This is a genomic window from Vibrio sp. McD22-P3, from assembly GCF_021568915.1.
Lineage (GTDB): Bacteria > Pseudomonadota > Gammaproteobacteria > Enterobacterales > Vibrionaceae > Vibrio > Vibrio mediterranei.
The window spans coordinates 98,539-122,160 of the sequence record NZ_JAKGTN010000008.1 but is presented as its reverse complement, the minus strand read 5'-3'; the positions used below and the strand labels follow the sequence as shown (position 1 = coordinate 122,160).

General features: G+C 43.9%; 26 protein-coding genes. 18 read left to right on the top strand and 8 right to left on the bottom strand.

The window, feature by feature from the left end:
• Positions 1-24 precede the first annotated feature (24 nt).
• The 3 genes from L2W36_RS11380 to L2W36_RS11370 all read left to right on the top strand — a co-directional run bounded on the left by L2W36_RS11380 (position 25) and on the right by L2W36_RS11370 (position 3,249).
• A complete protein-coding gene (locus tag L2W36_RS11380) occupies positions 25-978 on the top strand; it encodes a LysR family transcriptional regulator (protein WP_006069222.1) in 954 nt (317 codons plus the stop codon).
• Positions 979-1,130: 152 nt separating this feature from the next.
• On the top strand, positions 1,131-2,153 hold the full coding sequence (locus L2W36_RS11375) for a DUF1254 domain-containing protein (protein WP_236110076.1): 1,023 nt from the start codon (positions 1,131-1,133) through the stop codon (positions 2,151-2,153).
• A gap of 109 nt (positions 2,154-2,262) precedes the next feature.
• Positions 2,263-3,249 carry a helix-turn-helix domain-containing protein gene (locus L2W36_RS11370; protein ID WP_236110075.1) on the top strand — a complete coding sequence of 329 codons (987 nt, stop codon included), beginning with the start codon at positions 2,263-2,265 and terminating at the stop codon, positions 3,247-3,249.
• Positions 3,250-3,271: 22 nt separating this feature from the next.
• Here the strand turns inward: L2W36_RS11370 and L2W36_RS11365 are convergent, their stop codons facing one another.
• The 3 genes from L2W36_RS11365 to L2W36_RS11355 form a co-directional block, all read right to left on the bottom strand.
• Positions 3,272-3,736, bottom strand: coding sequence for an N-acetylmuramoyl-L-alanine amidase (locus L2W36_RS11365; protein WP_236110074.1), 465 nt, complete (start codon positions 3,734-3,736; stop codon positions 3,272-3,274).
• The gene (locus L2W36_RS11360) at positions 3,730-4,359 is read right to left on the bottom strand and encodes a 3TM-type holin (protein ID WP_236110073.1); all 630 of its coding nucleotides are present in this window, start codon (positions 4,357-4,359) and stop codon (positions 3,730-3,732) included. Before L2W36_RS11360 ends, L2W36_RS11365 begins: the two co-directional genes overlap by 7 nt.
• A gap of 171 nt (positions 4,360-4,530) precedes the next feature.
• Entirely contained in the window at positions 4,531-5,361 is an 831-nt protein-coding gene (locus L2W36_RS11355) for a hypothetical protein (protein WP_236110072.1), read from the bottom strand.
• Between the two features lie 239 nt (positions 5,362-5,600).
• Between L2W36_RS11355 and L2W36_RS11350 the strand changes: the two genes are divergently transcribed.
• The 6 genes from L2W36_RS11350 (at position 5,601) to L2W36_RS11325 (ending at position 9,539) form a co-directional block, all read left to right on the top strand.
• Positions 5,601-5,813, top strand: coding sequence for a hypothetical protein (locus L2W36_RS11350; protein ID WP_006069228.1), 213 nt, complete (start codon positions 5,601-5,603; stop codon positions 5,811-5,813).
• 157 nt (positions 5,814-5,970) lie between these two features.
• A complete protein-coding gene (locus tag L2W36_RS11345) occupies positions 5,971-6,456 on the top strand; it encodes a hypothetical protein (protein ID WP_038221557.1) in 486 nt (161 codons plus the stop codon).
• Positions 6,457-6,752: 296 nt separating this feature from the next.
• The gene (locus L2W36_RS11340; RefSeq protein ID WP_006069230.1) at positions 6,753-7,022 is read left to right on the top strand and encodes a PTS sugar transporter subunit IIB; all 270 of its coding nucleotides are present in this window, start codon (positions 6,753-6,755) and stop codon (positions 7,020-7,022) included.
• Between the two features lie 12 nt (positions 7,023-7,034).
• Positions 7,035-8,291: a PTS ascorbate transporter subunit IIC gene (locus L2W36_RS11335; RefSeq protein WP_006069231.1), complete on the top strand. Its 1,257-nt coding sequence runs from the start codon at positions 7,035-7,037 to the stop codon at positions 8,289-8,291.
• The gene (locus L2W36_RS11330) at positions 8,288-8,737 is read left to right on the top strand and encodes a PTS sugar transporter subunit IIA (protein WP_236110071.1); all 450 of its coding nucleotides are present in this window, start codon (positions 8,288-8,290) and stop codon (positions 8,735-8,737) included. Before L2W36_RS11335 ends, L2W36_RS11330 begins: the two co-directional genes overlap by 4 nt.
• A gap of 289 nt (positions 8,738-9,026) precedes the next feature.
• On the top strand, positions 9,027-9,539 hold the full coding sequence (locus L2W36_RS11325) for a GNAT family N-acetyltransferase (RefSeq protein WP_006069235.1): 513 nt from the start codon (positions 9,027-9,029) through the stop codon (positions 9,537-9,539).
• Between the two features lie 65 nt (positions 9,540-9,604).
• On the opposite strand, the gene L2W36_RS11320 is transcribed toward L2W36_RS11325, so the two are convergent.
• Entirely contained in the window at positions 9,605-10,588 is a 984-nt protein-coding gene (locus L2W36_RS11320) for a zinc ABC transporter substrate-binding protein (RefSeq protein WP_236110070.1), read from the bottom strand.
• A 147-nt stretch (positions 10,589-10,735) separates the two neighbouring features.
• Between L2W36_RS11320 and L2W36_RS11315 the strand changes: the two genes are divergently transcribed.
• The 9 genes from L2W36_RS11315 to L2W36_RS11275 all read left to right on the top strand — a co-directional run bounded on the left by L2W36_RS11315 (position 10,736) and on the right by L2W36_RS11275 (position 18,238).
• Positions 10,736-11,467 carry an ATP-binding cassette domain-containing protein gene (locus L2W36_RS11315; RefSeq protein ID WP_236110069.1) on the top strand — a complete coding sequence of 244 codons (732 nt, stop codon included), beginning with the start codon at positions 10,736-10,738 and terminating at the stop codon, positions 11,465-11,467.
• Complete coding sequence (locus tag L2W36_RS11310) at positions 11,457-12,266, top strand: metal ABC transporter permease (protein ID WP_107305992.1); 810 nt, start codon at positions 11,457-11,459, stop codon at positions 12,264-12,266. The genes L2W36_RS11315 and L2W36_RS11310 overlap by 11 nt, the downstream gene beginning before the upstream one ends.
• Positions 12,267-12,272: 6 nt before the next feature.
• Positions 12,273-12,941: a DUF1826 domain-containing protein gene (locus L2W36_RS11305; RefSeq protein WP_107305993.1), complete on the top strand. Its 669-nt coding sequence runs from the start codon at positions 12,273-12,275 to the stop codon at positions 12,939-12,941.
• Positions 12,942-12,946: 5 nt separating this feature from the next.
• The gene (locus tag L2W36_RS11300; protein WP_031493159.1) at positions 12,947-13,405 is read left to right on the top strand and encodes a Fur family transcriptional regulator; all 459 of its coding nucleotides are present in this window, start codon (positions 12,947-12,949) and stop codon (positions 13,403-13,405) included.
• Positions 13,406-13,453: 48 nt separating this feature from the next.
• On the top strand, positions 13,454-14,788 hold the full coding sequence (locus L2W36_RS11295) for a dihydroorotase (RefSeq protein WP_236110068.1): 1,335 nt from the start codon (positions 13,454-13,456) through the stop codon (positions 14,786-14,788).
• Positions 14,789-14,851: 63 nt separating this feature from the next.
• Positions 14,852-15,412, top strand: coding sequence for a carbonate dehydratase (locus L2W36_RS11290; protein WP_236110067.1), 561 nt, complete (start codon positions 14,852-14,854; stop codon positions 15,410-15,412).
• Complete coding sequence (locus L2W36_RS11285) at positions 15,402-16,406, top strand: CobW family GTP-binding protein (RefSeq protein ID WP_006069243.1); 1,005 nt, start codon at positions 15,402-15,404, stop codon at positions 16,404-16,406. The genes L2W36_RS11290 and L2W36_RS11285 overlap by 11 nt, the downstream gene beginning before the upstream one ends.
• A gap of 12 nt (positions 16,407-16,418) precedes the next feature.
• On the top strand, positions 16,419-17,093 hold the full coding sequence (locus L2W36_RS11280) for a DUF1007 family protein (RefSeq protein ID WP_443088392.1): 675 nt from the start codon (positions 16,419-16,421) through the stop codon (positions 17,091-17,093).
• Complete coding sequence (locus tag L2W36_RS11275; RefSeq protein ID WP_236110066.1) at positions 17,090-18,238, top strand: nickel/cobalt transporter; 1,149 nt, start codon at positions 17,090-17,092, stop codon at positions 18,236-18,238. Before L2W36_RS11280 ends, L2W36_RS11275 begins: the two co-directional genes overlap by 4 nt.
• Before the next feature lie 131 nt (positions 18,239-18,369).
• Here L2W36_RS11275 and L2W36_RS11270 read toward each other — a convergent pair whose 3' ends face one another.
• The 4 genes from L2W36_RS11270 to L2W36_RS11255 form a co-directional block, all read right to left on the bottom strand.
• Positions 18,370-19,242 carry an aspartoacylase gene (locus L2W36_RS11270; protein WP_236110065.1) on the bottom strand — a complete coding sequence of 291 codons (873 nt, stop codon included), beginning with the start codon at positions 19,240-19,242 and terminating at the stop codon, positions 18,370-18,372.
• 197 nt (positions 19,243-19,439) lie between these two features.
• Positions 19,440-21,134 carry a phospho-sugar mutase gene (locus tag L2W36_RS11265; RefSeq protein ID WP_236110064.1) on the bottom strand — a complete coding sequence of 565 codons (1,695 nt, stop codon included), beginning with the start codon at positions 21,132-21,134 and terminating at the stop codon, positions 19,440-19,442.
• A gap of 194 nt (positions 21,135-21,328) precedes the next feature.
• A complete protein-coding gene (locus L2W36_RS11260) occupies positions 21,329-22,945 on the bottom strand; it encodes an ABC transporter ATP-binding protein (RefSeq protein WP_236110063.1) in 1,617 nt (538 codons plus the stop codon).
• Between the two features lie 22 nt (positions 22,946-22,967).
• On the bottom strand, positions 22,968-23,456 hold the full coding sequence (locus L2W36_RS11255) for a hypothetical protein (protein ID WP_038226232.1): 489 nt from the start codon (positions 23,454-23,456) through the stop codon (positions 22,968-22,970).
• Positions 23,457-23,622: the final 166 nt, after the last annotated feature.

The window sequence follows — 23,622 nt, the reverse complement described above, 5'->3', positions numbered from 1 at the left end:
TAATAAATGGTGAGCAAGGAAGATATGAAGACTCTTGAGCAGGAACTATCAAGAATAGACTTAAATTTGCTGGTATCACTTAGCGTACTGATAAAAGAGCGCAATGTGTCACGAGCGGCTGAAAAGCTCTACCTCTCCCAACCAGCGATGAGTCGTACCCTTTCCCGGTTGAGAGCGCTTTTTGACGATCCTTTGTTTTACCGCGAATCCAATGGTCTGCAACCCACAACTAAAACCCTTGAACTAGAGCCTGAACTCGACCAAATCCTGCTATCCATTGATGCCTTACTCAATGGACTGAACTTCTCGCCCAGTCGATGTGAACGCGCCTTCAGAATTTCTGTACCACCGTTAATGAGCCGCTTTCTCACTGCTCCTTTAGCCAAAGCAATTAAAGAAGTCGCCCCTAACGCATCCCTTGAAGAATATCCCTCGTCTCTCGACCCTACTCAGCTCTTAAAAGACGGGCAAGTGGATTTTTCAATTCACGTTGAAGAAGTGGTACAAAGTGAGGAGTACCACTGTGAGAAGATTGGAAGCACTTACCCTGTTATCTATGGTTCGAATAGTCACCCATTGCTGGATAAACAGACTATAAGCATCAAAGATTGCTTAGAGTATCAATTTGTCGACCTATCTCTAGACGTGCGCTCTACTCAGCATTATCTCAACCCGATTGATATAGAGCTTGCCAATCAAGGGCTATCAAGAACCATCGCTTTAAAATCAGGACAACTCGCCACATTGATGGAATCACTTGAAGACACCGATAGATTAATGATTTCGAGCCACGCACTGGCCCAAACGTTTGAGAAAAGCTCCAACCTCAAGATCATCAAGCCGTTTAATGACAAGCCGTATTTAGTCAGTATCTATTTGATTGAACATCGCCGCACCTTGAGCAGTCCCGCTCACAAGTGGTTTAAAACATTGATGTTGGAAACGCTGGCAGAAAAGATATCGGTATCAGGTAGTTAATCAAGATATACGCTTCATGCATATCTGAAATAAAAAGGTATCATTGGTAATAATACCTATCTCTACATAGTCTTAACCTCATTCAAGAACGCGATTAAATACAAGGTTGAGTTAATCGTCACTTTGGTTAATTACTACCCTCGGAGATAGTTATGATACTCAAGAAAACGTTACTCGCCACTTCTGTCATCAGCTTAAGCTTTGTGCTCAGCGCCTGTGGAACCACCACTACTAATAATGACAGCAACGAATTCATCAAAGTAACCGAGCAAAACTACGCGTTTGCAGAGACAGCACGCAACTATCGCAATTGGGCAGCGCTCGGAGCTAACCAACACATCACTCATATGCGAAACCTACCACCACGTGGTAAAGCCGCCCCTACAGTGCAAATGAATGATGACACGCTTTACTCTGTAGCCATTGTTGAAGCGCAGAATGGCTTTGTCTCATTCGATATCCCGCAAAGCGATGTCTATATGGCCGTTCAAGTAGTCAATGAGGGTGGCCATGGGGAACATTACGTCGTGGGTGAAGGTTCTTACACAACCAAAGTAGAAACAGACTATGCCTTTCTGATTTACCGCACTGGTACTGAGAAAGGCCTAGATGCAGCGAGAGCCGCTCAGGACAGAATTACGACTGACCAGTTGAAATTTGGTACTTATCAAGTCAAAAACTACGACTTCGACGAAGTAGAGGCATGGACTTCAAAGTTAACCGCTGAAACTCAGGGCAAAGTCTTCGCTTACACTTTTCCACGCTCATCGTCTGACATTACCGATCTTCATCAGTGGAACCTAGAAAATGCCAACGGCTGGGGAGGCTCTTCGCCTGAGGTCAACGTCGCGAACCTTTATACTAACTCGGTCATGTTAAAGGCGAATCAGTGCCAGACAACAACATTCGAGAGTCCTGACTCCAAGTACTTTACATCCGTTACGCCATATGACGAAAACCGCTACCTGATCGATGGTGCCAATCATGTGTCATCAAATAACTGGCAGAAAAATGCGAATGGCTCCGTCACTGTCTCTTTCAACTGTGGGCAAGAGGCAATCAACAACATTGACACCAACGGCCAAAACTTCTCTTTTACCGTTCGCTATTACGGCGTGAACCAAAAAGTACTGGATGGGAAAATCACACCAGAGAAAACCGTAGTTAAGTCATGACCTTAACTCGATTTCTCAACTAATGATGCGCTCTTAGCGCATCTCATTCTATCCATCGACTTTATTTGCTGCGTCTTAATCGAATTCTAACCACCATGAAGGAGAGTTTATGATTCCCGTTGTTTATAGCGACTATGCCACGAGTATTTTATCTCAATTGCGCCGCAGCGGTGTTGATGTTCACGAGTTCGTATCTTCGGCTGGTCTACCGACCGAATATGAACAAGCGGAACCCACATTTCTTCCTTTGCAAGCCGTCTTTCGTCTGGTTCAACTTACGTATGATCAACTGGGTCCTGAATCTGGCACACAAGTAGTGCGTATTGCATTACGAGAACATATTGTCCCACAATTGCTATGTAACGTAGGTTCAGAAACCACTCTCGAAGACGCACTGAAACAGGTCATTCAAGCACTTCAAGTTCAGTTACCTCAATCGGACATTGAGTTGAAACTATTTGGCGATCATTTTCTATTTTCTCGCTACAAAGCAGTAAATACTGAAGATACCACTTTTGTCTGGTCCGAAGTGTTTAGTCTTTGGGCAATGATAGAAACCATTCAAGCGTTAACCAAAACAGATTGGATACCAACGCAAGTGCACTTACAGTCATTGTGTCATGACGACATTATCCAGTGTTTTCCAGCAACAATTCAGTTTGTTCAAGCTCGCACTGTTTGTGGCGTGGTCATTGAACATTCATTGGCGCAGTCAACTATCACAATGACGAAAAGTGAGGTGGGGTTTCGTAAAGAAGAAGAGGAAAACAACGGGATTTATTACAACGCCATCAGTCATATATACAGCGCGCTTCGTCCGTATGTGTTAGAAATTAAGTTTGACCTAGAGCGAGCCGCTCAAGTGATCAATGTTAGTAAACGCACACTTCAACGTCGACTTAAGGAGCAAGGCATCACTTTTCGACAACTAAGAGACAACCTAATTTTAGACATAGCTATGGAACAACTGCAACGCGGTGAAACAGTATCGCGCGTAGCAGTTAATATGGGCTTCTCAAGCATATCTCAGTTTTCGCGCGCTTTTAAGCGACTGACGGGCATCTCACCATCGCGCATCGCTATTCGTCCGTTTTAGGTGGTGACCACTTTATCCGCTCTCAACACACCTCAATTAATCGTCTGTAACAGCGCAGATTAGCTTGGAAACGAACCATATCTAAACCCGCACACTCTGGTTTGTTTCCATCAAGCTCACTATGTTGAACAATTCTTATCTCTCCAAACTGTCTCTCCAGTTGATAGACAATCGACAACGCTGCGTTCAACTGTTCATCGGTAAACACACCAGAGCGACCAATCAAGCATATCCCAACAGATTGAGCGTTGTGCCCTTTCACATGAGCACCTACTTCAAAAGGAGAGACCAAGGAATCGCTATTCAACGCTCGTCCAGTTTCGATATGACCGTTATAGCAAGGATGATAAGATCTGGTGCTCAGCCAACCATTCAAAATCACGTAATGATATCCAATCCCTTGCCAGCCTCTCGCCAGATGCCATTTCGCAATGAGCGCAGCATTACCAAAATGAGAATCAGAACAATGCAACACTATGGTTACCACGTAATTTGCTCCTTCACTCTCTGTTCAAGGGTTTTAGCGGAGTTGTCACTTTGTGCTTTTGAAGCACCGGTTACCAATCGCGTAACCGAATTAGAGATGCCGCGCTTTTCGGCACTTCTCCCTAATGCGTAGGCACCCGCTACTGTTCCCCACATATACAGAAATGCCGATAATATTGCCGTAGAGCTTTCAATAACGGCCAAGCTCGCTTCAAGGTGCGAAAGTAACGCTACTCTCAACCCAAGCAGTTCTAGAAACACAAACAAAAGCCCCGCATAAATCACTGTTGGCCTTGCTCGCTTAGTGTAAAGATCGGATTGGTGAAGCTCGGCGACAATGACATCTTTCGAGGCACTGATTTCTCGTTGGTAGGTATCGTGGATTTGTTTTTCGCGCTCTGCGATTAGCTGTTCTAGTTGAACTTTAAAGCGCTGTTCATTTTGTGCTAACTGTGAAGTAATCGCCGCCATTTGTGCTTTAAACTTTGTGCGATTTTTCTGTGCTGAGACGCTGTCTCTGCTCTTTTCTTCATCCGTATAGAAGTAATCATCTACGGCAGATTCTACCTGCTCAACTATCGAAGCTGCATTACCAGTCACAAATCCCCAGATCTGACTCCACATGTTCAAGTTCTCCTTATTCCTTTACACATCAAAACGTTGGGTAGCGAAATTATAATGACAACTAGAACACTGACGTCGCGTGAAGTATGAGATTTTTCGACCGTATTCACGTGTGAGGATGAAATGTTACCTAGGACTAGGGACAATTAGTTGAGTAGCGCTGAAGAGTTACTAACGTACTTCGCTTTCTAGGCTAACCACCAACTGTTTTGCATCGACAGTAAGATAAAGCAGCGGTTTCATCAGAGTCTCATCTGACGATGACAGAGCTTGCATTGTGACCTGACTAATATCTCCCGTTGCCATTTTGATTAAATACGCTTTGTCATTCACAAAACTACTTTGATCGATAGATTGGAACTGAACAAAAATGAAATCTCGATTGAAGTCCTCATACAGTTTTACACAAGATGCGGCATCAGACTGACATTGAGGAGGCAAGTCCGCCAATGGTAAGCGATATTCATCCGTTACATTTCGGAGGATATGAATGTATTCACTTCGTCCAACGGGCTCTCCATAAAAATGGCTGTCGTCATCGCATTTGATGCTGGCCAGTTCGCCCTTAGAATCGTGAGAAACGATTAGCGATTTGTCTACGGTATGATGAGACAGCGTGTTTTCAGTTAATCCAGCGATTTCAAATCCTCTATGATTGAGCTCCATTAAGAGATATGTTGCGTCGTTGCTTCCATAAAGCCCATCAGTATAAGTGTAGGTATAACGGCCATTTTGAGCTTGATACTCCGAAGCAGCTCCTCGTGAATACCCTTCACTCAATGTCTTCATTGTCCCTGGCTGGCGTTCCTTTATAGTCAGCTCAATGTTGTTAGGTTTACCGTAACGGTATGTCGTTAACCCTGTTTTATCAGTACAGAAACTAACAACCTTATCGTTACGAAGCTCGCATCCCGCTAACCAATTTTCTTCTTGGTGACACAAGGTACTTGCCTGACTTAACACTGGCACAAATGCAAGAAATGATATTAAACCAGATTTCAACCTATCTTCCTTTCTAAACTCCGCCCTTTCGTGGCGAGTCTAACATAGCTAATCGAACGAACTAAATGCCTACGTTGGGGAACGTTAACCACTCTCACTTGATGATTAAATGTGGTTACTACAATTTGAGAATACGAGATCATGAACACGACAAACGCTGTCCTCCTTGTGGCACAATAACGCCCTCATGCTTGAAACCATAGCGCCTCTCCTAAACTATCATTCAGCAGGAAAATCGGATGAACAAAGAGATGAAACTACTCGTGGTGGCAATAGTGATTGCTTTACTGAACATCATTTCCCACTTGTTACTTTCAAAATACTTCACCGACTTCCCTTGGCTAGAAATCTCCTTGGCGTCCATTCCTTTTATTATGATGCTTTTGTGTGTGTTCGCAGTTCGCTACGCAGCTAACGCCTTGAAGGAAAAACAGTCAACAGAAGATCGCTAGAGGATCTAAGGCGGCATTTCATGGTTGCCTTTAAGTCCTTATGTTGCCCTACACCTTAACTAATATGGTGGCTAGCCTAATACAAATATTTATATTGAAAAATCTAGGGTGTATACTTAGCTAAGTGAAATTAAAAAGTTTGTACACTGGAAACTAAATGTTAATAAAAAAAATGGACGCACCATTAGATATGCAAATAGGTGCGAGATTTGAAACTAAAAAGCATGGTTATGTTACTGTTGTGGAATACTACAATACACATACCGTCATTGTTGCGTTTGAAAATACCGGTAATATACGTTCAATTACAGCCGCTAAACTTCGAAGTGGTCAACTTACCGACCGTTCTGTTCCAGTTCAATCATCAATGGTTGGTGAAACTATTCAATCACCCAACCATGGTTTGTTAACTATTATTCAAGTTGAGTCAGATAACATTGTCGTATTGGAAAATGAACTCGGTGATGAAGTTCGCATGCTTTTACCTGCGGTACAGAAATTGAGAGATAAAGCCGAAGATACAGTCGAAGATTCCGATAAACCGCAGCTACCAACCTCATTAAGTGCTCTTACAAAAAGAAATAAAAAGACCAAGGACGTTAATAAGCTCCTTAAGAAAATGCTCACTGATTATGGTAAGTAATGACATCGTCCCCTACCAATTATAAACAAGTGAAAATCTATTCATATACACAGATCACATTATTTCTCTTGTGATTTTTCATCGCTACCATCCTATTAAATCCACAAATAACCCTTAAGTATTAGCGCTCAAGTTTTAATCGATATTACTCCGCCAATACTGTGATCCAGATCATAAGGTCAACTTGATTTTGTGATTTGGATCCATGGCAACCCTCCTGTTTTTCGTTATGATGCACTCAATCCAATAGAGAGGTGAACGGCCTCCTTCTCAATAACTCTACAGAGAATGACGATATGAAAAAGATAATGGTTGTATGCGGAAACGGTCTTGGTACTTCATTAATGATGGAAATGGCAGTTAAAGAAGTAGCAGGGAAAATTGGTCTAGATGCAGAAGTTGATCATGAAGATCTATCATCAGCAGCATCAAGCAATGCTGATATTTGGGTAGCAGCTACTGATGTTGCAACGCAATTAGCAGATGCTGGTAAAGAGAATATTGTTAGCCTAGCGAATATTTTTGACAAAGCTTCAATTGAAGAGCAATTAAAAAAATTCATCTAAGGAAAAAGTATAATGGCTAACTTCTTCGAGTTTATGCTGGGCTTATTAAAAGAGCCCGCAATCATGGTTGGTTTAATAGCTTTCATTGGCCTTATTGCACAGAAAGCTGATGTTTCAACCATTCTAAAAGGCACTATTAAAACCGTAATGGGTTTCCTAATTTTAGGTTTTGGTGCTGGCGCTTTAGTTGGCGCACTAAATAACTTCTCCACTGTATTTACAGAAGCATTTGGTGTAAGTGGTGTTATTCCAAATAACGAAGCAATTGTTGCTCTAGCACAAGAAGCATTCGGTTATGAAATGGCACTAATTATGTTCTTCGCATTTATCGTTAATATTCTTTTGGCTCGTTTCACACCGCTAAAATATATTTTCCTAACTGGTCACCACACTATGTTTATGTCTATGCTAGTTGCAGTTATTCTGTCAACAGCAGGTATTACAGGTGCGACTCTAGTTGCGATGGGTGCAATAATTGTTGGTTCTCTAATGGTCATTATGCCTGCTCTAGCTCAGAAATATACTGAGAAAGTTATGGGTACCGATCAATTAGCAATGGGTCACTTCTCAACACTGTCTTACATCGTTGCTGGCTTCATCGGTAGCAAATTTGGTAACCCAGAAAAATCAACTGAGCACATTAATGTTCCAAAGAGCCTTATGTTCTTGCGTGATACGCCTGTCGCTGTTGCTACAACTATGGCTGTGTTCTTTATGATTGCATCTATCTTTGCAGGCGGTGAGTTTGTAGAAGGTGTTTCAGGTGGTCAAAACTGGGTAGTATTCACCTTCATGCAATCTCTGACTTTCGCTGGTGGCGTGTACATCGTACTACAAGGCGTGAAGATGCTGATTGCTGAAATTGTACCGGCATTTAAGGGTATCTCAGACAAACTTGTACCAGGTGCAAAACCAGCACTAGACTGTCCTATGGTATTCCCAGTTGCTCCTAACGCTGTACTGATTGGTTTCCTATCTTCATTCTCAGCAGGTCTTGTAGCAATGGGCATCCAAGGCATGTTTGACTGGACCATTATCGTAGCAGGTGTTGTTCCTCACTTCTTCGTAGGTGGTGCGGCAGGTGTTTATGGTAACGCAACAGGTGGTCTTCGCGGTGCAGTACTAGGTGCATTCACTCAAGGTCTATGTATCTCGTTCCTACCAATGTTACTACTGCCAGTACTAGGTGGCTTAGGTCTTGAAGCAACGACGTTCGCTGACTTCGACTTCGGTGTAGTTGGTCTAATTCTAGGTTGGATTGTATCATGAGCATCATGAACCTAATTGGAGATAACGGCATCGTTATCTCTCACGAAACGAGCTTAAGCGTAGACGCGGCGTTAGATATCACATGTTCAAAGCTGATTGAACAAGGTAAGGTCGAGCCACGTTATTTGGAAGCAATTAAGGTTAAGCACAAAGAAATTGGTGCTTACTATGTACTAGCTCCAAAAATCGCCATGCCACATGCTCGTCCAGAAGACGGCGTGAATGAGCAAGCGCTTCAAATCACGGTATTTAAGAATGGTGTTGACTTAGAATCAGAAGATAACGGCGACGTCTACTTCTCGGTCACATTGGCAGCGATGGACTCTGATAGCCATATCCAAACTATCATGGCATTGGCAGAACTGTTCCAAAACGATGAAGACGTGGACGCCATCATCGCCGCGGATAATGAAGCCGCTATCGTGGAAATTCTTAAAAAGTACTAAGGGTTTAAAAGTTGCGTTGAGCATGCTATTAAATTTAAAGTAGCTAGATTGAAAAGACCTATTCATATAGGTCTTTTTTTGTACATTCAGTTCTAGTTCTAGACTGAAGATTGTCAGCAAATAGAGTCCTCATAAAACTCGTCGTTATTCCCCTTTCCCAATCGAATAAGAGTTTTTAAAAATTGTCGTTGACCTGTCTATAACTTCACACTTTATAGTAACGACATCACATAAGCGAAGAACAACGGCTTGATGCGTAAACAAGCGTGGCCAAATAGCAGGTAATTGCATGAAAATCAGAACAGAAACTCACGAAGATACTAAACAGATCCACTCAATAACATATCAAGCATTTGAGAACCACCCACATCACGAACCAGGTGCGAAACCAACAGAACATCTCATTGTCGACGGACTTCGTCGTGACAACGCACTTACTGTTTCTCTTGTGTGCGAAGCCAATAACGAGGTTATCGGTCATATTGCGTTTTCACCAATCCTAATAGATGGTGAAGCTTCAACTTGGGTTGGATTGGGTCCTGTATCTGTCATTCCAGAGCATCAAGGCAAAGGCATAGGCGGAGCGCTGATTCGAGAAGGGGAAGCTCAAATCAAACAACTCGGTTATCAAGGCATTGTGTTACTTGGAGACCCAAGTTATTACGGACGCTTTGGTTTCGAATCTCATCCAAACCTAACGTTTGCAGATGTCCCAGCAGAATACTTCTTGGTGAAAGGATTTGAGAATACTATCCCTAAAGGTGAAGTAACCTATCACAAGGCGTTCTTTGAAACGGCATAAGGCATAACAAACAGATAAACCTCTCTGCATATCACAATGCAGAGAGGTTATTCACTATTGTGAGTTTACTGTTGGCACTGTTGAAGGCTACCTAGCATCGCCAGCAACAGCTGACTATATTGGTCTTTACCTACTGCGATATCAGCACCGATAGGATCCATCACACCGATGGTAGTAACAGTAGAGTTTTCAAACACTGAATTTACCAGTTGCGGATTAAACTGGGGTTCCGTAAACACACAAGTCACTCCGAGCTCTTTTACCGTGTTGCGAATTTGAGTAATACGCGCAGGACTTGGCTTCGATGCGTCCGATACTGATATTGCTCCTGACGCTAACACACCAAAACGTTGTTCGAAATACTGATAGGCATCGTGGAAAACAATGAATTTAATACCGCCCAGATTTTGGGTTTGCTGTTTTATCTCAGAAGTCAGTTGTTGTAAGCGAGAAATCGTCGCTTTTGCGTTCTGTTGATAAATCGATGCATGCTCACTATCAGCTTCAGAGAGTGTTTTGGCGATGGCTTTAACCCAAACCTCGGCATTTTGAGGATCTAACCATACATGTGGGTCATGGCCTTCATGATGGTGCTCATGATGCTCTTCTTGGTGTTTATCATGGTGGTCAGCATCGTGATGTTCATGTTCATCATGATGAGCCTCATCTCCATGGTGTTCATGCGCCTCAAATGTTGCACCCTCACGGAAGTCATACAAGGTTGTGCCATCCACTTCCATCATCTCAACTTTCTTTGCTGATCCAGCTAAGCTGGATAATGGTTTTTCGAGCCATGGGGTCAACCCCTCGCCAACCCAAAATACAACGTTCGCTTCTGAGAGAGCTTTAGCCTCTGATGGACGCAAATGGTATTCATGAGGTGATGACTCGGGACGAATCAATAAGTCAGGCTCACCAACGCCATCCATCACCTGAGACACTAACGAATGCAATGGAGCAATATCCACTGCCACATTAGGTACCTTAGCGTAAGCGTTTGAAGCTACGACCAAACCAACCACCATGCCTGATAAGGCTTTTTTAAACATTTTCTTCTCCCTGTTTTTTAAGATATAAGATTGGCAACTACAATTGTTATGTTATAACATAACTTTTATTCCAGACGTCTTGCAAGCATCTTTTCTCTATGCACAGGTTTGCAAATCGTCGTTACTTAGTAAGTTGAGAGAAGGTGAATGTTGATTTCATCCCACGGGTTGTCAGTTAAATTTGGCAGCCATTTAATATTGGACAACATAAATATCTCGGTGAGTCAGGGGGAAATAGTCACGATTGTCGGCCCCAATGGGTCAGGTAAATCCACACTATTGAAGACCTTGATAGGCGCAATCTCCCCAATTAGCGGTCACATCGAGCGCAGTGAGAGTTTGAAGATCGGCTACGTGCCCCAGCGTTTACATATTGATGAAACCCTACCTATGACGGTATATCGCTTTCTAACGCTTCCTCTGCGTCATTCCAAATCAAGGATAAAACAAGCCTTGGAGCAAGCTGGTGTTGCTAACTTAGAAACACAGCAACTTCGGTCGCTATCAGGCGGGCAACTACAACGCGTCCTACTGGCTCGAGCACTTCTGAAGCAACCGTCCCTACTGTTACTCGACGAGGCCACTCAAGGACTTGACCAGCGAGGTACTGTCGATTTCTACCAACAAATCGACGCGATCCGCAAACAAACAGGATGTGCTGTCATCATGGTTAGTCACGATCTTCACGTTGTTATGCGAAGAACAGATCGAGTGATCTGTTTAAACGGGCATGTGTGCTGTGAAGGTGTTCCAGAGAAGGTCAGTGCATCACCAGAGTACAAAGCACTATTCGGTTTGGATGATGAAGACGTGTTAGGTGTCTATCGACACCACTCTTCCCCAATCGCTCTCCAAGAAGGAAGACTCAATGTTGGATGATTTTCTCTGGCGAGCGGCCTTAGCAGGAATTGGCGTTACATTAGCCGCCGCGCCATTGGGCTGTTTTATTGTCTGGCGTCGCATGGCCTATTTTGGTGATGCTACCGCTCATGCCTCTATGCTGGGCGTTGCGTTGTCACTAGCATTTTCGCTGCCTATTTTTCCAGGCGTGCTGATTATTGCGCTTCTGATGGCCATAACCGTCTCCACCTTCAGCGGCAGAGGTTACGCCATGGATACCTTACTCGGCGTCATGGCTCATTCGGCATTGGCAATCGGTCTGGTTGCTGTCTCATTTTTATCCGGGATTCGCCTTGATCTGATGGCCTATTTATTCGGTGATATTCTGGCAGTAAGCAAAACCGATTTATTGGTGATTTGGCTGGGTACGTTACTGGTTGTTGGACTGATTGGCTTTCGTTGGTCTGGATTACTGCTCTCCACCTTAAACAAAGATCTCGCGTTAGCAAGTGGCTATTCTCCCAAAAGGGAGCAACTGATTCTCACAATCGCACTCGCTGTCGTCGTTGCAGTCGCCATTAAAGTGGTGGGTGTCTTGCTGATTGTTGCCATGCTGATCATTCCTGCTGCCACCGCCCGCCCATTTAGCCGCACCCCCGAAATCATGGTCGTATTGGCGGCGGTTATTGGAAGCAGTTCCAGCATTGTAGGTCTGCGCACTTCTTATCTAATGGATACGCCTACCGGCCCAACGATCGTTTGTGTCGCCGCTGGGCTATTTCTTGTTTCAAGCTTGGTTTGGAAAGCTACCGTCAAACGTCAAGAGAATGGAGGCTAAGCACTTATGCATAACTACTTAACCAATACAGCCACAGATCTGGGAATATCCCCTCCACTGCCACTGAGCCTACAACCTAGCGCTCTGACGGGAATTTATCAGCCAGAACACAACATCGCGGTTTGGCATCGCTCACTCTCAACAGAAATGACACAAAGTATAGAGTTGCTGCTTCAAGAGCAGACATCTTTAGCGCTAGTGCAAACTGTCACACCCAGCAACACAGCACATTGGGTAAAGGAGAAGCTGGCTAGTCATGATTGCGCAGAGGCTTTAGGCGAAGACATTGCGCTTATCGTTGATATGTTCTGTTGTCTATTCGATTTAAAGGAGGCGGGCTTGCGTCTGACTCGTTTAGATAAACCCATGTGTCCTAAATTTCATGTCGATCATGTCCCCTGTCGACTCGTGACGACTTATCTTGGCAGTGCGACCCAATGGCTAAGTAATAACGATGTTGACCGCCGTAAACTCGGTGCAGGAAGTCATGGTAAGCCCGATCATTTGTCTGGTATTTATCCTAATGAGGCTAGTATCAATCAGCTGTCTTCTGGTGACGTTGCATTGTTAAAAGGCAGTGGATGGGAAGGTAACGAAGCGTTGGGGCTGGTTCATCGCTCACCTGAGGTTCTGCCAAATGAACGAAGGCTGTTACTCACATTAGATATGGTATAGCGATTATGGGTGACATTAACGATATCATTGAGCATGCCGAAAAGCGCTGTAAGATTCGCGGTAAACAACTGACATCTAAACGTAAATTAGTCCTAAAAGCACTAGTCCATGCTGATAAAGCGTTATCTGCCTATGACTTAGTTGATTATTGTAAGACGCATTTTGACCAGAATATTCAAGCCATGTCGGTCTATCGTATTTTGGAGTTTCTTGAGAGCGAGCACTTTGCTCATAAGCTCAATGTTTCTAACAAATACATCTTTTGCTCTCACATTCTTTGCGAACATGAGCACGGCGTTCCTCAGTTCCTTATCTGTTCTCAATGCAACAAGATCAGTGAACAAATCATTGATCCTAATGTGGTATCCGGCCTCCAGTCACACGCCAAAAAGGAAGGCTTTACCGTGCTAAGTCCACAATTTGAGATCAGCGGCGTGTGCGACGAATGTGCGAGAAACGACTAATCACCACCATTTAATAGCCTATTTCACCCAAAGGAGTCCCTAATTCCCATGTCTGCCACGCTTATCAAGAACGCTCGCTTAGTCAATGAAGGAAGCATCATTGAGACGGATATTAGAATTGTTGGTCAGCGAATCGAGATGATTGCATCCAACATTAGCAGTAAACCAGGTGACACCATTGTCGATGCCCAAGGTGGCTACATCATTCCAGGGATGATTGATGATCAAGTCCACTTTCGCGAACCAGGTCTTACCCATAAAGGGACTATTGCAAGTGAATCCCGAGCGGCCGTAGCGGGTGGCATCACCAGCTATATGGAGATGCCAAATGTCAATCCAGCCACAACAACCATTGAAGCATTAGAGCACAAATTTAGTATTGCGGAGCAAAGCTCTTTCGCCAACTACTCATTTTACTTGGGTGCCACCGAAGACAATCTTGAGCAGATAAAGCAGCTTGATCCTCAGAAACACTGTGGCGTGAAGGTCTTTATGGGTGCTTCAACTGGCAATCTATTAGTTGAAGATCCAGCCACATTAGAGGCTATTTTTCGCGACTCACCAGTGCTCATCGTCACTCACTGTGAGAGCGGTGCTGTAATAAAGCAAAACCTACAGAAATTAGCACAAGACAAGTCAACATTGACCATCGACGATCACCCTATACTCCGCGATGAAGAAGCGTGTTTTGCTTCCTCATCCTACGCCGTCGAACTGGCAAAGAAGTATCAAAGTCAGTTGCACGTCCTGCATATCACTACCGCAAAAGAACTGTCTTTGTTTGAGTCTGGTTCAATTAATAAAAAACATATCACCGCCGAAGCGTGTGTTCATCACCTTTGGTTTAGCAACAAAGACTATGAGCGCCTTGGTAATCAAATTAAATGTAATCCTGCTATCAAATACCCAAATGACCGTGATGCCCTGCTTCAAGCTCTGAATACAGGAAAAATCGATATTATCGCTACCGATCATGCACCGCACACTTGGGCAGAAAAACATGTGCCGTACGAGGAAGCCCCAGCTGGACTGCCTTTGGTTCAGCACGCCCTACTCAGCTTACTCGATCAAGTGCATCAGGGTCATATGACTATGACGCAACTGGTTGAGAAAACGGCCCATAACCCCGCGGTCCGTTATGGTGTTCAGCAGCGCGGATTCGTTCGCGAAGGTTACTATGCCGATTTGGTTCTCATCGACCCAGATACGACGACCCTCGTTACTAACGACAATAGCCTGTACCACTGTGGCTGGTCGCCATTTAATGGACACTCTTTCTCTGCGCAAATCAACAAGACTTGGGTAAATGGTAATCTCGTCTATACCAATCAAAAAGTGGTTGAGCAACCCGTAGGAGCAATGAGATTGGTGTTCAATAAATAGCTCATACGACTTTTAATCATGCGTTACAGCGCAATTTTCACTTACTATTGAACAAAAAACACTATGCTAAGAAGAAACCCCAATGGTCATATGCCGCAAGTCTCTGAAACGGCTTTCATCGATCCCACTGCAATTATCTGCGGCAAAGTTATTATCGAAGACAATGTTTTTATTGGTCCTTATGCCGTTATCCGTGCTGATGAAACCAACGAACAAGGCGATATGGAAGCGATAGTCATCAAAAGAGACACCAATATTCAAGATGGTGTCGTAATTCATTCCAAAGCTGGGGCTTCAGTAATCGTCGGTGAGCGAACCTCAATTGCGCACCGCTCTATTGTTCACGGGCCGTGTGAGGTCGGCAACGATGTTTTTATCGGCTTCAATTCCGTTGTGTTTAATGCTGTCATAGGGGAAGGATGCGTGGTACGTCATAACTGTGTGATTGATGGCCTTAACCTCCCTCAACACTTTCATGTCCCACCTATGACCAATATCGGTGCAGATTTTGATTTAAACAGCATTTCTAAAGTACCACCTGAATATTCAGCCTTTTCCGAGTCGGTGGTTTCAGCTAACCATACGCTAGTTCAAGGCTATAGGAGAATCGCTAATGAACTCTGACAATCAGCCTATAACTGGCGTTCCAACTAACATCATTACTGGTTTTCTCGGTGTTGGAAAAACATCGGCAATTCTTAGTCTGATGAAGGATAAGCCCGAAAATGAGCGTTGGGCCATATTAGTTAACGAGTTCGGAGAAATTGGTATCGACGGTAGTCTGGTACAAGGCCAACACAAAGATAAACAACAAGTCTTCATTCGTGAAGTCCCGGGGGGATGTATGTGCTGCGCAGCCGGGTTACCCATGCAAATTGCATTAAACCAGTTATTGTCGGAAGCAAGACCCGATCGTCTTTTGATAGAACCCACTGGACTTGGTCACCCTAAAGAGGTGTTAGAAGTCCTTTCTACCGAACACTATCGCCAAGTGCTTTCATTACAAAAAACAGTCACGCTTGTCGATGCTCGTCGTTTGTCCGACTCTCGCTATACTCAACATGACACTTTCAACCAGCAAATATCGATAGCTGACACTATCGTGGGTAACAAGTTCGATCTCTACCAGCAAGGCGATTCTGAAAAATTGACAACCTACGTAGCGAAAGTAGGCCGACCAAATACAAAGGTGGTCTTTGCCGAACACGGTGCCATCCCCCTATCGGAGTTTGAAGGGGAGACAAGCATTCATCAACACCCACCTCATCACCACCACCATCATTCCCAAAGCAAGCCGCTAGTGTCTGAGCAAGACCTCCCAGAGAGTGGTTTTCTTAAAGCAGAAAATGAGGGGGAAGGCTTTCAAAGCGTGGGGTGGCGTTTTAGTCCCGATAAAGTATTTAACCGACAGAAACTCATTTTATTATTGGTTGAATTAGACGTTGAGCGCATGAAAGCAGTATTTATTACCGAAGATGGAATATTCGGTTACAACTTAACGTCAGATGGTTTAACAGAAGTCGTCCTCGACGATTATTTTGAAAGCCGAATCGAACTAATTTCAGATACTATTGATGATACGTTTGAAGAACAGCTCTTAAGCTGTTTGCAGGAGTAATCATCTTTGACGATTTATGAACTAAAAAATAGAGCCCGCCAAAAGAGCAAGTATTTATTGGTAGGTTTAGTCGCAGCGTTATTCGTTAACGCTGCTGCGGCTCATCCTCACTCTTGGATTGAAATGAAAACACATATCAATGGCCAAGACGGTATCATCACAAGCTTAAGTATGGAGTGGTCTTTCGACGCAATAACCTCTATCTATATGCTTGATGGAGAAGATGTTTCTCCCGATAAAGAGCAGGAAACGTTGCATAATTTGTCGATGTCAGTCCTCAACAATATGAAAGATGAACATTACTTCACTCACTTTTACGATGGTGAAAAAACAGTAAAGTATGGGCTAGCACGCAATGCAAAGATGACCCGTGATAAAGCAAAATTGGTGCTCAGCTTTGAGATTCCCTTTACCAAACCGCTGCCCGTTACTCGCGATTCATTAAAGCTATTAATATATGAGCCGAGTTATTATGTTGATATGGCTTGGCGATCCACTAATGATGTCGTCCTGTCACCAGAGCTAGCCCGCCAATGTCAGGTCAACATCATTGAGCCAAACCCGACTTCAGAGCAAATGAGTTATGCCATGTCTCTCCCTGCTGACGCGGATCCGGATAACACATTGGGTCACCTCTTTACACAAACTGCAAGTATCCATTGTGCCAATGTTTTCGACTCGCAATGACAAACTCAAAGCAAATTGAATCAAACGTTATGAAGCAAAACAAGAACAATGTAACACTCAACCACACCAAAGAAGCACACTTACATTATCGACGTATCTTTGTAGCTATAGTCGTCTCTATACTACTGGTTGTAAGCTTATATCTGTTATGGCAAGCATGGCCGTCACTGGTCGTGATGAGCATTCAATGGCAGCGTGAGGTGAACGCACAACTTGCCGATTTGCTATACGATGCTCAAACACAACCTTTGATCGCTGGTGGCTACTTGATTGGCGCCAGTTTTCTTTATGGAATGCTCCATTCCATTGGTCCAGGTCACGGAAAAGTCATCGTGACCACTTATCTGGCGACCCACCCAACCAAAGTTAAAACTAGCTTAGTTTTAACCGTTATTTCTGCGTTGTGTCAGGCACTCGTTGCTATTGTACTCGTGAGCGTCCTCATTTGGGGTTTCAATGCCTCAATGCAGGCCGTCAACCGTGATGCCATGATTTTTGTTTCAATTAGCTTTGCGCTCGTTGCTTTATTGGGAGGCATTATTTGCTGGAAGGCCGCAGCGCAGATTTTTAAGCTCTTGCGTTCTCACAACCTCAAGATCCGTAGTCTAGCTCCACTCTCTTCTCTAAACACGAAACAGAAAACAAAGCTTGAGGTAAATCCTGCCACCTACGCTATCAAGCCCTCACCTATAGTGGCCAAAGCAACAGGTATTCAACATCACCATTCCCATGGCGATAACTGCGGGTGTGGGCATCAGCATGTTGTTAGTGCACAGATGATCAACGAAGCTTCAACATGGAAAGAATACTTAGGCATTGTTGCATCCATAGGTGTTAGACCCTGCAGTGGCGCCATTATGGTCCTGCTTTTCGCAAACGTTGTTGGTCTATATTGGATGGGGGTAATCAGTGCGATTCTGATGGGACTAGGAACGGCTTTAACAACGTCACTGATTGCACTAATGACTCTGTCTGGCAAACATATACTTAAACGGTATCTAGTGGTGGCAAACAGTGAGCACTCCGTTAACTGGAAGCTAACTGGCAGTTATCTCAAGCTTGTTGGTGGCGTTATACTGATGATCATTGGCTTACTTTTCATGGGCGGGCAGGATTACGGAATGTCCCCTGTGTTGTCGAGCTGACCTGGAAAGCTCTAAATAGAAACTATTTAGAGCTTGTTTACTATGATATGCCACCTGTATTGCCTATCCAGAACATATCTCAGCGGGTTTATGGTCATTACAATAGTCGCTATATTAAGTAGAAGCTCGTCCTATCGAACTGAAACCTTGTGTTTCTCAGCCAAAGCCATCACGATATTCGAGTCACTGTAGGCGCTCTCATTTATAAAGTGCGGGTACACCTCATTGTCGCTCTCCCAATAAACATCATGACCACTGAGAGTGGCCAACAAAGGCTCTCCCTTCCTTAGAACTTCAAAATCTCGCCCACATAAAGTGGGATGTACGACCGCTTCACGCATACCGTCGTTTCCGACTGGTGCTTTGACCTCTTCGGTATAGTAAAAAGCGTCATAATCATTCAGCTCATCAAGCTGCTTCAGGTTATGCTTTTCCACGTAATCCAAAACCACAGAACACATCGCTTTCATAAGCTCCAACGTACTGTATTTTAGCGAGCTATGAGCTTGACTCCCGACCTCTATCATGACGCCATATTCGCTAGCAGTGCAAAGATAGGGCTGATCACTCCAAGATTTCCTACTTTCAAATAAGATATTTGCCTTAGGTAGACGTTGCTTCACATACGCGCCCATCATTCGATAAAACGGGCTATCCGCAAGTAGAATCAAGGTCGCCCCCATATTACTTGTGGTGTTATGCAGATCAATGATCAGTTGATCACTTGTGTTTGCGTGATGTTCAATAAACTGATTGGCGACTTTCGATTCGTGCGAATTCGAACTCTCAACCTTATTAGATGCGGAGAATTCACGATTTAAGTCAGAATCAATATATCTAATGTTCTGTTTTTGAGCCTCAGGGTTAGCAATGATGGAAGAGGCAGAAAACGTCGAGCGATCAACGGCATAAAGACCTTCTTTAATTAACTTATGTAGATAAATCCCAGAAAGTTCATTGCCATGGGTCCCAGCCACAATCAGGACCTGCTTGAGTTTATCCATTTATCTAATACCTCCAATTAAAATTAATAACATTCCTAAACTAGGGCCGATTGCCTACTAAGTGTGTAAAGGTAAGTTAGGAATAATTGATATGTTATAACATATCAATAGGAACATGAAAAAGACTAGGTTTAGATAGGTCAAAAACACAAAAGAGCGGCTGACATGCCGCTCTCTTCTACTGCATTTTTTCTGAGTTATAGACTCCGTTGATGCGCTTCAATTAATGCTAACATTTTGGCTTCAGCCGATTGATTCGCTTGAGCGTAGTCCATCTCTGGTGGAAAATCGCTGATGACCTCATAGTAGCATTTAAGCTTAGGCTCAGTGCCAGATGGACGCACAATGACTCGCGATTGATCCTCAAGCAAATAAATCAGCACATCACTTGCGGGTAAATCGATGGTTTCTGTCGTTCCGTCTGCGAATTGTCGAACGGATGTATTTAGGTCTTCAATCACTTCAATGCGCTTGCCTGCAATCTCTGTCGGTGGGTTGCGACGAAGCTTCTCGCCAATAGGTGGCGACTTAGGATCTAACGCAATACTGCGCTGGGCATTAAAGTAGAAACCATGTTGGCGATAAAGCTCTTCAAGTTTATCCCACAGCGTTTTTCCTTGCGTTTTGAGCTTACCGGTTAACTGTGAAAACGCCACAAGTGCAGAGAGCCCATCTTTATCCCACACTTTATTGCCAACCGTATACCCTAATGCCTCTTCATAAGCGAACAGGAAGGGATGGTCCACGCTCTCTTGAGTCATTGCGACGTTGGTTAGCCATTTAAATCCCGTCAATGTTTGGTAATACTTAGCACCATGCGCCTTGGCAATGCTTCTTAGTAGGCGCGACGAAACTATGGTATTCCCCACCAGCGCATTAGGTTGACCAGCCAACAAGTAATCACCAAATAGTGACCCTACTTGATCTCCCGTCAGCATTTGGTACTCACCATCAGGACGTTTAACTGCAACTGCAAAACGATCAGCATCTGGATCGTTGGCACAGGCAATATCTGCACCGACAGACTTGCCGAGCGCCATCACCATATCCATTGCTCCAGCTTCTTCTGGATTTGGGAAGTTAACGGTTGGGAACGTACCGTCCGGTTCTCGCTGCTCAGTTACACTCGCCACTTGGTTAAAGCCTGCGTCTGCTAACAGTGTTTCTGCCATGTCAGCACCGACACCATGCATCGCAGTATAAACAATGGAAATATCCGTATTGCTATCCGGTGTTAGAAGTTCACTTTGGTTTATGGCTTTACGATAGGTTTGATAGTAATCCTCTTCTAACCAAATCAATAACCCCTGTTGTTTCGCTTGGTCTAAGGGTAACAACGTTAGAGGTTGAGTCGTAGCATCGTCAATCTGTGCCGCAATACCAGAGTCATGTGGAGGAATAATCTGCGCCCCGTTTTCCCAATAGACTTTAAATCCATTGTATTCTGGTGGATTATGACTCGCCGTCACCACAACGGCTGCAGCTGCACTCAATTCACGAACACCAAAGGCAACGATAGGCGTTGCTGCAACTTTATAGGTCAGATACACCTTGATACCAAGAGCTGTTAGAACGGACGCGGTATCGTGCGCAAACTGCTTGGAATCAGGGCGGCCATCATAACCAATCACTACACCTCGCGATGAAGCCTCGCAAACTTGTTCGAGAAGATAATGACCTAACCCAGTCGCAGTTTCTTGAATGACTAAACGATTCATACGATTTGGTCCAGCCCCCACTTTACCGCGTAAGCCAGCGGTACCGAATGCAAGGCGAGAGCTGAATCGATCTTTCAACTCTCTTTCATCGTTCGAGTCCACCAGCTGCTGCAATTCGTGTTTAGTAATTGGATCAGGATCGCGTGCTAACCATTGAGAAATTTGTTCAGTCATAGTGATGTTTCCTTAATTGAGGCAACCTGATGGAGAGGGATATCTTTCAGGTTCTCATTTGTCTATTTAATAATAGTAAATGACTCTCAATATCATTAAAGAGAGAGCAACCGATAAAATGAACTCCAATTTGATAACAAGCTAGAACAGTAATGATAGGTAAGCCAACACTTACCTACCAATAGACAGGGTGACTAAGCCTCTTCAGGGTCTAATTCGAACGAGGCATCAATCAACTTCTGGGTATAATTGCTCTTTGGATGATAGAAGATTTCATCAGTGGTGCCTTGCTCCATAATCTCACCCTTTTGCATTACCAGAACGCGGTCAGATAGCGCTTTAACCACGCTCAAATCATGGCTGATGAACAAGAAACCGATGTTATGTTTCTTCTGAATGTCTTTAAGAAGGTCTATAACGGTAAGCTGTACCGAGCGATCCAATGCAGAAGTAGGTTCATCAAGCAAGATAAATGATGGCTCAAGAATGAGTGCTCGGGCAATAGCAATACGTTGTCGCTGCCCGCCTGAAAACTCATGGGGATAACGGTTGATACTGTGAGGGTCAAGCCTAACTTCTTCTAAGGCAGTCCGTGCACGCTGCATGCGTTCGGCTTTTGACAAATTGGGATGATGAACCGTAAGGCCTTCTGTAATGATGTCGCCTACGGTCATTCGTGGCGAGAGCGACCCATAGGGATCTTGAAACACCATTTGAATGTCTTTTTTAAGGGCAAATCGAGCTTTAGCAGTCAGTTTGTCCACTTCTTGACCTTTGAACTTCACAGTCCCAGTGCATGGTAGCAACCCGATCAGTGCACGTCCTAAAGTCGATTTACCCGACCCTGACTCCCCTACAATACCCAAGGTTTCACCCTGCTTGAGCTGCAACGAAATCCCTTTAACCGCTTCAAAATACTGATTACGATGTTGTATAAAGCTCGATTTAATCAAGAATTTCACTCGAATATCGTCAGCTTCTAGCAAAGTAGGGGCGGTTTCTTCTACTTCCTCTTTTTGTCCCTTAGGTACAGAATCGAGTAGCATCTTGGTGTAATCGTGCTGGGGTGATGAAAACAGCGCTTGGCATTCGCCTTGTTCGACAATATCCCCCTTACACATCACTATCACTCGGTCTGCCAAGTGTTTGACCACACCCAAGTCATGAGTAATAAACAGAATCGCTGTTCCAAGCTTGGCTTGGATTTCTTTGATGAGATTAAGTACTTCAGCTTGAACCGTTACATCGAGTGCAGTGGTTGGTTCATCAGCGATCAAAATGTCAGGCTCATTAATCAAGGCCATAGAAATCATAATGCGTTGCAGCTGGCCACCAGAAAACTCGTGAGGGTACTTAAAGTAAGCCGTTTCTGGTTCTGGCAAATGCACCAAATCAAACAGCTCCAAAACGCGTTTCTTTGCTTGTTGACCACTCACCTTTCTATGGCACATCAATGCTTCAGCGACTTGAATGCCCACCTTCATATAAGGGTTAAGTGAGGTCATTGGTTCTTGGAAGATCATTCCGATACGGTCACCACGAATCTTTTGCATCGCCTTATCATCCATTTTCAGTAGCGAGTGGCCGTTAAATGCGATGTTTGAATCCGCGTGAATAATCGCATTGTTAGGCAAAATCTGCATCAGCGCGTTGGTTGATACAGATTTACCGCTTCCTGATTCACCCACAATAGCTAATGTTTCACCCGCAAAAAGATCGAAGTTGACTTGTTTCACTGCATCAACAATACCGTCATTGGTGGTAAAGCTTACGGAAAGATCGCGGACAGTTAGAATAGGGTCTTGAGACATAATGCTTCCTTGCTCATTCGAATTAGTAATGTGAGTTTGGTGTCGGGTTGGTGTGTGGATTCAAGACCGCAATACTATGATGCGATCGGCTAAGCTCATTGAATTTTTGAGTCCACTCAGCACTGTGTTGAGAAGCGCAGAAGGCTTCCATATGGCTGAGCACAAGATCCGTACTCTCTTCAATCGCCGCATAAACGATCTTGATAAGTTGAGTTTGCTCTAGTGACAAAAATTGCAGTAATGCATAACAGCGATTGAGTGTCTCAAACGCTTGCTGTGGCTCACCAATACTATTGAGGATACTTGATTGATAGATAGAAGCGTCTCGTAATCCTGTCACCAAGAAAACGAACTGACATGGGCGAGTTTGTTTGCATTCAAGTGCATGATAGACATGCGAAGGTAAGCTATCTAACACTTGTGAAAACAAGTGTTTTGCCTCAGGCCAACTGCCTTGTTTTAGTAATTTCTCTGCATTTACAAAACGAGACCAGCACTGTTGAATTTCCATTGGGTGAGCCTTTTTAAAGCGATAGTTGCCTATTAAAATTCAAACCAAATGCGAATGCAAGTAATTATCATTTGACTAATGACTTAACTATTCGAAATTAATGAATACTAAATTCAAAATAAAGCCAATTATCAAATTTAATTAAATGAATACAATGAGCAGACAA